Source organism: Plectonema cf. radiosum LEGE 06105 (assembly GCF_015207665.1).
In the GTDB taxonomy this organism is placed as follows: Bacteria; Cyanobacteriota; Cyanobacteriia; order Cyanobacteriales; family Nostocaceae; genus Rivularia; species Rivularia radiosa_A.
The window spans coordinates 1-12,576 of sequence record NZ_JADEWL010000175.1 but is presented as its reverse complement, the minus strand read 5'-3'; the positions used below and the strand labels follow the sequence as shown (position 1 = coordinate 12,576).

12 protein-coding genes and 1 pseudogene are annotated in these 12,576 nt (G+C 36.8%); 10 read left to right on the top strand and 3 right to left on the bottom strand.

The annotated features are described in order from the left end of the window. Positions 1-212: 212 nt before the first annotated feature. From IQ247_RS28510 to IQ247_RS28500, 3 genes are all read left to right on the top strand, one after another. The gene (locus IQ247_RS28510; protein ID WP_193925130.1) at positions 213-1,100 is read left to right on the top strand and encodes a carbohydrate ABC transporter permease; all 888 of its coding nucleotides are present in this window, start codon (positions 213-215) and stop codon (positions 1,098-1,100) included. 96 nt (positions 1,101-1,196) lie between these two features. Further along, positions 1,197-2,033: a carbohydrate ABC transporter permease gene (locus IQ247_RS28505; protein ID WP_193925129.1), complete on the top strand. Its 837-nt coding sequence runs from the start codon at positions 1,197-1,199 to the stop codon at positions 2,031-2,033. A 96-nt stretch (positions 2,034-2,129) separates the two neighbouring features. Continuing rightward, positions 2,130-3,215, top strand: a complete 1,086-nt coding sequence (locus IQ247_RS28500) for an ABC transporter ATP-binding protein (protein ID WP_193925128.1) — start codon at positions 2,130-2,132, stop codon at positions 3,213-3,215. A gap of 85 nt (positions 3,216-3,300) precedes the next feature. Here IQ247_RS28500 and IQ247_RS28495 read toward each other — a convergent pair whose 3' ends face one another. Next, positions 3,301-4,479, bottom strand: coding sequence for a patatin-like phospholipase family protein (locus IQ247_RS28495; RefSeq protein ID WP_193925127.1), 1,179 nt, complete (start codon positions 4,477-4,479; stop codon positions 3,301-3,303). Positions 4,480-5,198: 719 nt separating this feature from the next. Here IQ247_RS28495 and IQ247_RS28490 point away from each other — a divergent pair. After that, positions 5,199-6,290 (top strand): alpha/beta hydrolase family protein, encoded by a 1,092-nt coding sequence (locus IQ247_RS28490; protein ID WP_322745592.1) that lies wholly within the window; start codon positions 5,199-5,201, stop codon positions 6,288-6,290. Between the two features lie 51 nt (positions 6,291-6,341). On the opposite strand, the gene IQ247_RS28485 is transcribed toward IQ247_RS28490, so the two are convergent. Beyond that, the gene (locus IQ247_RS28485; RefSeq protein WP_193925124.1) at positions 6,342-7,325 is read right to left on the bottom strand and encodes a DUF6263 family protein; all 984 of its coding nucleotides are present in this window, start codon (positions 7,323-7,325) and stop codon (positions 6,342-6,344) included. 254 nt (positions 7,326-7,579) lie between these two features. On the opposite strand from IQ247_RS28485, the gene rbsK reads away from it, so the two are divergent. The 6 genes from rbsK to IQ247_RS28455 all read left to right on the top strand — a co-directional run bounded on the left by rbsK (position 7,580) and on the right by IQ247_RS28455 (position 12,396). Next, positions 7,580-8,494 (top strand): ribokinase, encoded by a 915-nt coding sequence (rbsK, locus tag IQ247_RS28480; protein WP_193925123.1) that lies wholly within the window; start codon positions 7,580-7,582, stop codon positions 8,492-8,494. A 91-nt stretch (positions 8,495-8,585) separates the two neighbouring features. Continuing rightward, the gene (locus IQ247_RS28475; RefSeq protein WP_193925122.1) at positions 8,586-9,479 is read left to right on the top strand and encodes a class I SAM-dependent methyltransferase; all 894 of its coding nucleotides are present in this window, start codon (positions 8,586-8,588) and stop codon (positions 9,477-9,479) included. 53 nt (positions 9,480-9,532) lie between these two features. Continuing rightward, on the top strand, positions 9,533-10,804 hold the full coding sequence (gene codA, locus IQ247_RS28470) for a cytosine deaminase (protein WP_193925121.1): 1,272 nt from the start codon (positions 9,533-9,535) through the stop codon (positions 10,802-10,804). Between the two features lie 27 nt (positions 10,805-10,831). Then, on the top strand, positions 10,832-11,755 hold the full coding sequence (locus tag IQ247_RS28465; RefSeq protein ID WP_193925120.1) for a nucleoside hydrolase: 924 nt from the start codon (positions 10,832-10,834) through the stop codon (positions 11,753-11,755). A 109-nt stretch (positions 11,756-11,864) separates the two neighbouring features. Then, positions 11,865-12,185: a DUF433 domain-containing protein gene (locus IQ247_RS28460; RefSeq protein WP_193925118.1), complete on the top strand. Its 321-nt coding sequence runs from the start codon at positions 11,865-11,867 to the stop codon at positions 12,183-12,185. Then, a complete protein-coding gene (locus IQ247_RS28455) occupies positions 12,175-12,396 on the top strand; it encodes a DUF5615 family PIN-like protein (protein WP_193925117.1) in 222 nt (73 codons plus the stop codon). Before IQ247_RS28460 ends, IQ247_RS28455 begins: the two co-directional genes overlap by 11 nt. 114 nt (positions 12,397-12,510) lie before the next feature. On the opposite strand, the pseudogene IQ247_RS33770 reads toward IQ247_RS28455, so the two are convergent. Next, positions 12,511-12,576: pseudogene (locus IQ247_RS33770) on the bottom strand (IS200/IS605 family transposase); the annotation flags it as partial.

Below are 12,576 nucleotides of genomic sequence, written 5' to 3'. Positions count from 1 at the left end.
GAGATGGGGAAATAAATAACAATCAACCATCAATTACTAATAACCAACAAGCACCAACAATTAACAACTATCAACTATCAACTATCAACTAACCACCATCAACTATCAACTATCAACTATCAACTATCAACTAACCACCATCAACTATCAACTATCAACCATCAACTATCAACTATGAACTAACCACCATCAACTAACTACTAACTACTAATATGGAAACAATTCGGAGTAGAGAACAAAAAACAGCGTGGATTTTGTTAATACCAGCTATGCTGTTGCTGTTATTAGTTTTTGGCTATCCTATTGCTCGTGCTTTTTGGTTAAGTTTATTTACAGAAAACTTGGGAACGCAATTACAGCCAGTTTTTTCGGGTTTGAATAATTACGGAAGGATGGTAGGAGATGGTCGTTTTTGGCAAAGTTTTTTGGTAACGATTATATTTACTAGCGCTTCGGTAACTTTGGAATTGCTGTTTGGATTGATAATAGCTTTGGTTTTAAACCAGCAATTTTTCGGTCGTGGTGTAGTGCGGACTACTGCAATTTTACCGTGGGCTTTACCTACTGCTTTAATTGGTTTAGCTTGGGCTTGGATTTTTAACGACCAATATGGAGTAGCAAACGATATTTTACTGCGGTTGGGTTTTATTGAAACTGGTATAAATTGGTTGGGAGAACCGACTTTAGCAATGATTGCTGTTATCGTTGCGGATGTGTGGAAAACAACACCGTTTATCAGTATTTTGCTGTTAGCTGGTTTGCAGTCAATATCCGCCGATTTGTATGAAGCACATTCTATTGATGGAGCAACACCTTGGCAAAGTTTTCGGCAAATAACCTTACCACTTTTGATACCACAAATCTTGATAGCTGTATTATTTCGTTTTGCTCAAGCATTTGGAATCTTCGATTTAATTGCGGTAATGACAGGTGGTGGTCCCGGAGGAGCAACGGAAGTTGTATCACTTTATATTTATTCTACCATCATGCGTTATTTAGATTTTGGTTATGGTGCAGCGTTGGTTGTAGTAACTTTTATGTTGCTAGTTTTTGCAGTTTTAATTGCTAATTTACTACTTCGTATATCTCGTGTTAATTAGTTGTTGGTTCTTAGTTGTTAGTGCGAGCATCTTGCTCGCTAGAGAAATCTTAACCTTTAACCTCTAACCTTTAACCTCTAACCTTTAACCATTAATATGAAAAAAAAATCTTTAAAAAAAATCTTATTATGGATGGCAATTATTTTTGTAGTTGTCTTTAGTTTAGCACCAGCTTTATGGCAATTATTAACCTCATTTAAAATTAACGAGGATATTTCAAAACTACCCACTATTTATTTTCCGACTCGGATTACTTTGAGTCATTACACTGAATTATTTACTCGTCGTCCCTTTTGGCGTTACATACTAAATAGTGCTTTTGTTTCGATTGTTTCTACAGCTTTTTCTTTGGGTATAGGTGCGCCTGCTGCTTATGCTTTAGCGCGGTTGCGTCCGAAGGGTCAAAATATTATTCTTGCGGGTATTTTGATTGTTACTTTATTCCCAGGAATATTATTATTCTTAGGATTGTTAGAAATTGTCCAAATGCTGCGTTTGGGTAATAATTATCTGGCATTGATAATTCCTTATACTGCAATAAATTTACCACTGACTATTTTAGTATTACGTAGTTTTTTCGAGCAATTACCTAAAGATTTAGAAGATTCTGCTAGAGTTGATGGTTACAATACTTGGCAAATGCTAACTCAAATTATCCTACCGATGACTCTCCCGGCTTTGGTAACAACAGGAATTCTGACTTTTATTTTTGCTTGGAATGAATTTATTTTTGCCTTAACATTTATTACCCGCGAAGACATGAAAACAATTCCTGTTGCAGCAGCCCAATTAAGCGGTGCCTCAACTTTTGAAATTCCCTATGGTCCTATCGCTGCGGCTACAGTTTTAGGAACACTACCTTTAGTTTTATTAGTATTGTTCTTCCAACGGAAAATTGTCCAAGGACTTACCGCAGGAGCAGTCAAGGGATGAGTTAGTACCACCGGAGTTATAAATTTAAAATATTGACCAATTACCAATTACCAATTACCAATTACCAATTCCCAATTCCCAATTACCAACTTTAATATGGCTAAACTTGAACTGAAAAACTTAAATAAAACTTTTTCTCCGAAAGTTGTTCCGGTAAAGGATATTAGTTTATCTGTGGAGGATAGCGAGTTTCTCACATTACTCGGTCCTAGCGGTTGCGGTAAGTCTACAACTTTACGAATGATTGCAGGTTTGGAAGAAGTGACGCGAGGAAAAGTATTTTTGGGAAATGAGGATATTACCTACAAACGTGCTGGCGATCGCAATATGGCTATGGTATTCCAAAGCTATGCGCTATACCCCCACATGACGGTAGAGGAAAATCTCGCTTCAGGATTAAAGTTGAAAAAAGTACCCCGTGGGGAAATTCAAGCACGAATTACAGAAGTAGCGGGACTTTTGGGTTTAGAAGAACTGTTTCAACGCAAACCCGGACAACTTTCTGGGGGGCAAAGACAGCGGGTTGCTGTGGGTAGAGCTTTGGTACGGAAAGCTCAAGCATATTTACTAGACGAACCTTTGAGCAACCTTGATGCTTTGTTACGGGAAAGAGTCCGAGCCGATATTAAGCAGATATTTGCAGCCCAACAAGCTCCGGTAGTTTATGTTACTCACGACCAAACGGAAGCAATGACCCTTTCTTCTCAAGTCGCAGTTCTTAATAACGGCTACATACAGCAACTTGCACCACCAGCAGACATTTACAACCGTCCAGCTAATTTATTTGTCGCTGGTTTTGTAGGTAGTCCACAAATGAATTTACTTACTTTACCTTGCCAAGGAAATAATGCCATACTTGGTAATTCCTCAGTAAATTTACCAGAACTTCCGACTTTACCACCGCAAATTGTTATGGGTATTCGTCCGGAACACGTTCGTGTCGCATTACCGGAAGATACGCAAACCGTAAAAGGGCGGGTATATTTAGTCGAAAATTTGGGAATGTACAAATTGGTTAGTGTGCGTATTGCTAGTTCCCAAACAGAATCGCCGATTATACGTACTTTATTACCTCCCGACCAAAATTGGGACAATGAAGAAATTACCCTGGCTCTACCCTCTGGGAACATTCACTGGTTTGATGTTGAGTCAGGAGATGCGTTGTATCAGGTTAAAGGTTAGAGGTTAGAGGTTAAAGGTTAATAAACTCTGATAATTACAATCTAAAATCCAAAACTTGTGCTGAGCTTGCCGAAGTATCTAAAATCTAAAATTGTAAAAACTTTTGTACCCCAGCTTTTACTTCGGGTAAATTCATGTAAGCGTCTGCTGCTTCAAGTAAATTATTAATATTTTCTTCGGTAGCATCATCTAAATCATCGCTTAAACGTTTACCAGTCAAAGACTTATCAAGATTGAATTGCAAACGTAAAAGCTGTTCGTGAACTATTTGCTTGCTTATATACTCGTAAATATCGGAAGAAGCATCAAACAATACACCAACAATTGGTTGAGCCCATTCTATTAAGCCCCATTCTTGCGCTTTTTGAAAAGGAATAATTCGGGTTCTATCTCCAGTTCCGATCGAAAGTACAGAAATTTCGTCATTTGAATAACCAAAGCGTAATGCTTCTGCAATACCACAACTAGAGGGATTATTTGCAGCAACTCCACCGTCAATTGCCGAGTATATCGTTTTAATTGAATAAGCAGATGTTTTATCGGGAATTCTATCCCAAGCAGGATTGACTATTGCTTGTCTAATGGCACCAATATAACTTTTAATAATCCGAGTTTGTCCGCTACCTTTACCGTCAGTAATTCTAATTTCGGCGTTTTGATATACATTATCAACGGTAGATTCATTATCGCTTAAAATAATACTATTTATACTTGCATCCTTAACATTTCCGTTAACTCTTTTATCTAATTTATATGCTGGGAAATAAGTAGGAGCCGATGCAGAAGAAACACATACTTCCCACAATGGAACGTTACCATAGGCTTTATCTGGTCGCCAACTTTTAAAAATAATTGGTTCCCGTTCAATCGTGTCATAAGATACAACTAATAGCCTTGGTGAACTACCAAGATCGAACAGTCTTGTTTCTCCGAAAACACCTTGTAAAACTTGAATCAAACCTTTATTAGAATACTTAGGAGCAGATATACCGTACCTTAATATTAAAGGTATTCGTTTTAAAGAAAAGAGGCTTTGATAAGGAAAGATAATTGAGCTTTTATTTTGGAAAAAATCGACAATTTCTTGACTACTGCGCCCCGTTGCGATCGCCGCTGCTAAAATAGAACCTGTAGAAGTCCCGACGATTAAGTCAAAGTACTCATTTAACGGTTGATTAATCAGATTTTCGATATAAACTAAAATTTTTGCTGCAACGATTCCCCGAACTCCTCCACCATCTAAACTTAATATCCTAAAAGGCATTTTGATGATTCTCCCTGGATGATAATTTGTGTTTATCGATTAACTAATATATAGATATTTGCCTAAATTATTATTAATAATATTGTCATTTGCTGCAATTATAGAATATACAAACAGGTACAAATCACAATTAGAGATATTGTGTAAAATCTTAAAATATTAATAATTTGCTTTGGTTAAATATAAAACATTTTATATTGATAAAATTGTAGTACAGTTATCTCAACGGCACAAAATCTCTAATCTTAAACAGATATTCTCATTAAACAGATAATTTTTTAATCAGATATTTGTTTTAAGCAGGGAATAGGAAACAGTAATATAACTAATTAGTAATTATATAAATAATTGTGTTTAAGTACTTAAAGCTCAAATTTTAATTTAAATAATTTGCGAATAATACTTTGTTGTTTAGAGATAAATTTCTGTAATATCAAATACAAAAAAACACAAAATGGTTACAGGTTAACAGGACTTACGCTTTGCCAAAATTGTCCGCAGCGACCGAAACGTTCTTCCAGCGTGTCCCGAAAGGGACATAGTGTAGGGAAGCATTCACCCGACGCGGGTGCGGTTCATCGCTCGTAATGACGAAGCTACGTGAATTTTGCGTAAGTCCTAGTTAATTTAATGTTTCAGTAAAATCACTTGTTGAGCAACAAGATATCAAGTAATCTAACAGTAAGTTTACATAAAAATACTTACATAAGGAGTGATTGGTGGTAGTGAAGCTCAAAGCATTATCAATAACATCTGCTAGTACAGCATTGATTTTTTGGAGTACAGCACAAACAGTTAAAGCAGCAAACTTCAACCCCGCACCTATTTATCAAGATGTCGGAACATACAGCACAACTATCTCTGGAAATAATAATAAGACAGATATTTACTTTCCCAAGCCCAGAGATTTAAACAGTGGTAACTATTCCTTTCCCATTGCTTTATTACTGCAAGGTGCCAATGTAGATAAATCAAGTTATTCTGAATATGCTAGTATTGTAGCCCGCTATGGTTTTGTAGTAGTCGTACCCAATCATCCGAGGTCTTTACCGCAATTCGGATTTAATGGACTTTTACCGGAAACTTCGCAAATAAATGATGTTCTCGCACAGGTAAAGAGCGAAAATGCTAATTCTACTTCACCTATAAATGGCGTTGTTAATACAGACAAACTCGCTTTATTAGGTCATTCCGCAGGGGGTGCTGTAGGATTAAGCGCGATCGCAAACCTTTGTATCCAACCTATTTTATGTGAAGGTTCTTTTAACCAACCTGATGAATTAGTTGCAGGGGCATTTTTTGGTGCAAACCTCCGTAACCAAGCTACAGAGGAATTTATCCCTATCAATAATTCTGGAATTCCTACCGCATTAATACAGGGAAACCGTGATGGTATAGCACTTCCTTTCCGAGCCGAGGCAACTTACGATAATATTCAAAATCCCCCCAAAGCTTTAATTAGTATTTTAGGTGCAAATCACTACGGTATTACTAATACTAATAACCCTGATGGTCCGATACCAGACCCCAATATTCCAACAATACCTCAAGATGTCGCGGTAGAAACCGTTGCACGTTGGAGTGGGTTATTTTTACGTGCTAGCGTGCTTGATGATAAGGAAGCTTTTAATTATGTATATTCGACTGGTGATTTATTAGATAAAAATGTAACAGTTATCAGCCAAATCAAACCGATTCCCGAAGCATCTTCTATATGGGGTTTAGCAGCGTTGAGCTTTGCTTTTGTTGCGTGGAAGGGGACGAATAAAATTAAAAATTTAAATGTTGATAATTTGAACAGTAGAAAATAGATATTTTGGGAAAAATCTAGAGACACGATGTATCGCGTCTCTAAATTATTACTATTTACCTTGAATATTCATATCCATTGTTAACTGAGAAGTCATGAGAGTTTCTTCTAAAGTATTAACGTTTTTACCAATATATTGACTGTCAGCAAGTAAAGAAAGTTGAGAACTTACCGGCATAACTTTATCTAGCTGGATTGTCGCTTTTCCTTTTGCATTACCTTTAAACGATTGTAGAGTTAAAATACCATCTAAAGGTAATCCAGGATAATCAATTACTTGAGATGATTTTTCTTGTTGCTGTAAATCAACATTTAAAGTAGCAACATTATCCTTGATATTTACCAATTCATAAGTAGTAGTTTGTTTGAGATTAATTCCGTTAATATCTGTTTCAGAATTAATCTGCCATTTTGCACCCGTTCCCACCGCTTCTTGTGGAACTGGTGAAGATAATTGTTGTAATGAATTAGATAATTGTTCGACAAGAAACTTGATATTGACATCTACTTTTGCTGGAATTGCGTAATCAATTTTTTTCGTTATACCTTGAGAACTAATCACCGCAGAACCTGTAAAATTTTCCAATTGTTCTATTTGCTTGCTAATAACTTCAATTAATTCCGGTTTGGTTTGAGCATCACCTTGAATATTTACATTACTATAAGCAATATCGTAATGAATATCTCCATTGGGTTCTACTTTAGTAACTGTTGAATCTAAAGTGATAATATAGGCTGGTAACTTTGCCCTAGGCATTTTATAATCACCAATAGACATCAAAGTGTCTTTATTCAAAGTAACATTTACAGTTTGCTTAGTTCCGACTTTCGGCGTAAAACGTAATTTTTCTTTCTTACCAGTTCCCGTACTAACAACTTTTAATTGAGGTAATTTTACACTAGTAGGTTTAGTAGATTGCTTTTGGGTTTGAATAACTACAGAAGCTGGTTGAGCATTAACACTTGTTAAATTTTGCTCTAATCCCCATCCGGCAATTACAAAAAAAATCGAACTAGCTAAAAATAATTTTTTCATGAGGTTAATAGATAGTGAGAACTCAAAATATCAAGTATACAGGTGAAAATGGAAAGAGTCGTGATTAATAATTATAATCAGTTTTGACAAACTAAAAAGATGATAAACTGAAAATTTGCCAACAGCAAAATCTCACTTTATTGACAATACACCATATTTGAAAGTTCCCTAATCTATAATTTAAAATCCCAAAATAAATTTTGCCTAGTTTTACATTTTAATCTAAAATCTAAAATCCAAAATCTAAAATTAAAATGAGTATTATCGTCTTCGGTAGCATCAATATAGATTTGGTCGCAACAGCACCTCGTTTACCAATCGCAGGTGAAACATTATTAGGACGAGATTTTTGTAAAGTACCAGGTGGTAAAGGTGCTAATCAAGCAGTCGCACTGACAAAATTAGGCATTTCTACGGAAATTGTCGGACGTGTCGGTAAACAAGGTTTTAGTGAAGAACTTCTGAATTATCTGCAAATGGCTGGTGTCAAAACAGACAACGTATTTATTGATGAAGCAGTAAGTTCCGGTGTGGCAATTATTACTGTAGATGATGCGGGAGAAAACCAAATTGTCGTGATTCCCGGTGCAAACGGGTGTGTCGGTGAACAAGATGTAGAAAGACTCTCACGATTATTACCCGGAAAACAAGCACTGTTATTGCAATTAGAAATTCCCATACCTGCCGTAATTGCAGCCGCAAAAGAAGCACAAAAAGCCGGAGTCAAAGTAATTCTCGACCCCGCACCCGCACATAAAGAGTTGCCAGAATCACTTTATCCATTAGTAGATATTCTGACACCAAATGAAGTTGAAGCATCACAATTAGTAGGTTTTACAGTGAATGGAGAAGATTCAGCAAAGAAAGCAGCCGAGGTTTTACTACAAAAAGGTGTCAAGTGTGCAATTGTCAAACTCGGTGCAAAAGGTGTTTATTGTTGCACCCTCTCAGAAAGCTTTTTTACACCAGCATTTCCAGTACAAACAGTAGACACCACAGCAGCAGGAGACGCTTTCAACGGAGGTTTAGCAGCAGCGCTTTCCGAGGGACTTACCTTACGTCAAGCCGTGATGTGGGGTGCAGCAGCAGGTGCATTAGCAGCAACTAAATCCGGCGCACAACCTTCGTTACCTGATAGAGTTGTATTTGAGCAATTTTTAGAGACGTAGCATTGCTACGTCTGTTCTGACAGGAGCATCCCTCGCTAACAGTGCGTAATTTTTTGTTAGTCTAAAAGCGATTTAATATCGAGGAATAATTATGTCTAGTACAGCAAGTTCTTTTGATAAAATTAGCCCTACATCTTTAATGGTGGCTTACGCTCGACAATTTACTGATATTCCTTATTCCAAAGAATTGTCACAATTGGTTAATGCTGAAGCTTTTGTGGAACAATTAGAAACTGCTGTGGAGCAATTTCAAGGACAAAAATTAGATAGACCTGTCGAAACTGCTGCTTTATTTGAAGCACGCTACAAAGCTATCAATAAATTGATGAGCGAATTTTCATCAAAGCAGGTTATAGAATTAGCTTCTGGATTATTACCAAGAGGTATGACCTTTTCTTGCGATTCTAACAATATTTTTATTGAAAGCGATTTACCAGCAATGATTAATCGCAAACAGCAACTGGTAAAACAGTTAGTTGGCGATCGCTCAAATTTGTACTTTGTTCCTATTGATGCTACCAGTCAACCGAGCCAATTTCCTCTGAATGCAGATTATCTAGATTCCCAAAAGCCGATTACTGTAATATGTGAAGGATTGTTAATGTACCTAACGCTCAAACAAAAGCAGCAGGTGTTTAGCAATGTGCGAGAATTACTTCAGGTTTATGGTGGTGTATTGATAACTCCGGATTTGGTTACGAAAGAAGATTTGAAATTAAGATGGCAAATTAGTCCGACTTGGGAAAAATTTGAACTCACAGTTAATAAAATGACGGAAACATCTCTTGAAGATGGCTACTTTGATAATATCGAAGAGGTTAAGCAGTTCGCTGCTGAGCAAGGATTTAAGCTTCAATCACACAGTATGCTCAATGTATTAAATCAACTAACTTGTTTGCAACCGTTAGGAATCGATCCTGCTATTGCTAAATCTCTACTCGCAGATGCATCCGTCTTTGCTCTCACTCTCCAAGATGTTAAATAATTAAACCTTCTTTTAAAAAGAGGACAATCCAAAATCTAAAATCCATTCCGCGAATGACTTACGATTTAATTCTACGTCGGGGTAAATTAATTACATTTGATCCTGAAGATAGCGAACCTGTTGATATTGGAATCAAAGATGGTTTTATTACTGCTATCTCTCATAATTTAAGTGAATCTGCTAAGGTGGAAATCGATTTAGCATCAAAATTAGTTTCACCCCCTTTTGTTGAGTCGCACATTCATTTAGATTCAGTTTTAACAGCAGGAGAACCCCGTTGGAATCAAAGTGGGACACTGTTTGAAGGAATTCAAATTTGGGGCGATCGCAAACAACAGCTTTCTATCGAAGATGTAAAAAATCGCGCTCTGACTATGTTGAAAGAGCAAGCCGCTCAAGGTATATTATTTGTCAGAACCCATGCAGATGTCAGCGAACCGCAGTTAATTGCACTACAAGCATTATTACAATTGCGGGATGAAGTTAAAGATTGGATGACGTTACAAGTAGTTGCATTTCCTCAAGATGGGATTTACTCGGATTCCCAAAACGAAATGTTGTTAGAAAAAGCTTTAGAAATGGGTGCGGATGCAGTGGGAGGAATTCCCCATTATGAATTGACACGAGATTCGGGAGTGCGATCGGTAAAACGAATATTTGAATTAGCAGCAAAATATAATCGTTTAATTGATATCCATTGCGACGAAATTGATGATGAACAATCGCGGTTTTTAGAAGTTGTCGCAGCCGAAGCTATTCATACACAAATCGGTAATCGAGTTACAGCCAGTCATACCACCGCTTTCGGTTCCTATAATAATGCTTATGCTTATAAATTAATGGGTTTTCTGCAACGCACCCAAATTAATTTTATTGCTAATCCACTGATTAATATTACCTTACAAGGACGTACAGATACTTATCCCAAACGTCGAGGAGTCACCCGCGTCAAAGAATTATGGCAAAATGGCTTAAACGTCAGTTTCGGGCATGATTGTGTCCAAGACCCCTGGTATAGTTTAGGAACAGGAAGTATGTTAGATGTCGCTCATATGGGAGTACATATTTGTCATATGACTGGAAGAGAAGAAGTCAACGCTTGTTATCAAATGGTTACAAGTAATGGAGCTAAAACATTACATATCGAAGATAAATATGGAGTCGAAATCGGCAAACCCGCCTCTTTGATTGTGTTAGATCAACCCGATGCTTACAATGCTATTCGTATTCGCAATCAACCCCGCTACGTGATTTCTCAAGGAAAAATTATTGCTTCGACTATACCAGCAACGACCAATTTTTCATTAACAGGAAATTGTATTTAATTTTTAATTTTTAATTTTTAATTTTTTATGTCAAAACAACTCGTATTAATGGATCATGATGGTGGTGTGGACGATTATTTGGCAACTATGTTGTTGATGACTATGGATAACGTTCAACCGCTTGGTGTTGTCGTGACAGCGGCTGATTGTTACGCACAACCTGCGGTTAATGCGACTCGAAAAATTCTCGATTTAATGGGATTTTGTGATATTCCAGTCGCAGAAAGTAAAGTGCGGGGAATTAATCCCTTTCCCAATCTTTACCGTCGTGATTCCTTTGTCGTTGACCATTTTCCCATACTTAATCAACAGGAAACTATCACCACACCTTTGATTACAGAACCCGGTGAAGATTTTACTGTAAAAGTACTCCAACAAGCATCCGAACCAGTAACAATCATGGCAACTGGACCATTAACAAATATTGCAACAGCCTTACAAAAAGCACCAGAAATCGAAACAAAAATTCAACGAATTGTGTGGATGGGAGGTGCATTAAATGTACCCGGTAACGTTGAGAAAAATTGGCAACCGGGACAAGATGGAACTGCCGAATGGAACGCTTACTGGGACCCAATTTCAGTAGCACAGGTGTGGGATACTCAAATTGAAATCATTATGTGTCCTTTAGATATTACTAATAACGTCCCCGTGACATCAGAAATTGTGCAGAAAATGGGCAAACAAAGAAACTATCCCATATCTGATTTAGCAGGACAATGTTATGCTTTAGTAATTCCCCAAGATTATTATTTTTGGGACGTATTAGCAACAGCTTATTTAGCACGTCCAGAATTTTTTCAAATCAAAGAAATCGAAACAGAAATTATTACCAACGGCAAAAGTCAAGGAAGAACAAAAATTGCATCATCAGGAAGAAAAGTTTCTGTAATGGATAAAGTAGATAAACAAGCTTTTTATGATTATATTTTGCAACAGTGGAAAAGATAGATAAATAATCAGAGGTCTCACTGCCTATATATCTCTGATGTATTTATGTATAATAAATAATGGGATATTAAGGTTTTTTGTATTTATAAGTCTTTAGAATATTATTACTATGGTTAAAACGCCTATAATTGCCGAACATATTGAAATAACACCAGGCATATGTGGTGGAAAACCCCGTATCGCAGGTCATCGAATTCGGGTACAAGATATTGTAATTTATCACGAACGCAAGAGAATGTCTCCTGATGAAATCATTTATCATTACCCAAATATTACATTATCCGATGTGTATGCAGCACTTGCATTTTATCACGATAATTTAGATCAAATCAGGCAGGAAATTGAAGAAGAAGAAGTCTATATACGTCAAATTAAATCGCAAACTTCCTCTGTTTTGCAAGCAAAATTAAACGCTACAAATGAAAGCTAAAATTCGCTTTCATATTGATGAAAGTGTCAGTAATGCAGTTGCTGAAGGGTTGCGTCGTCGAGGAATCGAAGTTACTACCACATCAGAAAGAGGATTAATATCCGCTTCAGATCAAGCACAGTTAACTTTTACTTTAAATGAAAATCGAGTAATTGTAACTCATGACGATGATTTTATTAAGTTACACCTTAATAACACGGGAAGCAGGTAGCCCCGAAGTATGAGTATCAAGGAATTAAAGGAATTGATACTCATACGTCATTCATGTCGGGGCGGAATGCTGACACGACCTGATTTATCAGGCGTGCCATTGACAATTAATTCGTCATTTGTAATGGTGCGGGTCATTAATATACGCTTCGATAATAGCTGAAGATACTTTGCCTGTAGT

What these genes read in the sequence shown, in the direction of transcription:
- IQ247_RS28510 (WP_193925130.1), top strand. Translation starts at nt 213, where the DNA reads ATGGAAACAATTCGGAGTAGAGAACAAAAAACAGCGTGGATTTTGTTA.
- IQ247_RS28505 (WP_193925129.1), top strand. Translation starts at nt 1,197, where the DNA reads ATGAAAAAAAAATCTTTAAAAAAAATCTTATTATGGATGGCAATTATT.
- IQ247_RS28500 (WP_193925128.1), top strand. Translation starts at nt 2,130, where the DNA reads ATGGCTAAACTTGAACTGAAAAACTTAAATAAAACTTTTTCTCCGAAA.
- IQ247_RS28495 (WP_193925127.1), bottom strand. Translation starts at nt 4,479, where the DNA reads ATGCCTTTTAGGATATTAAGTTTAGATGGTGGAGGAGTTCGGGGAATC.
- IQ247_RS28485 (WP_193925124.1), bottom strand. Translation starts at nt 7,325, where the DNA reads ATGAAAAAATTATTTTTAGCTAGTTCGATTTTTTTTGTAATTGCCGGA.
- rbsK (WP_193925123.1), top strand. Translation starts at nt 7,580, where the DNA reads ATGAGTATTATCGTCTTCGGTAGCATCAATATAGATTTGGTCGCAACA.
- IQ247_RS28475 (WP_193925122.1), top strand. Translation starts at nt 8,586, where the DNA reads ATGTCTAGTACAGCAAGTTCTTTTGATAAAATTAGCCCTACATCTTTA.
- codA (WP_193925121.1), top strand. Translation starts at nt 9,533, where the DNA reads ATGACTTACGATTTAATTCTACGTCGGGGTAAATTAATTACATTTGAT.
- IQ247_RS28465 (WP_193925120.1), top strand. Translation starts at nt 10,832, where the DNA reads ATGTCAAAACAACTCGTATTAATGGATCATGATGGTGGTGTGGACGAT.
- IQ247_RS28460 (WP_193925118.1), top strand. Translation starts at nt 11,865, where the DNA reads ATGGTTAAAACGCCTATAATTGCCGAACATATTGAAATAACACCAGGC.
- IQ247_RS28455 (WP_193925117.1), top strand. Translation starts at nt 12,175, where the DNA reads ATGAAAGCTAAAATTCGCTTTCATATTGATGAAAGTGTCAGTAATGCA.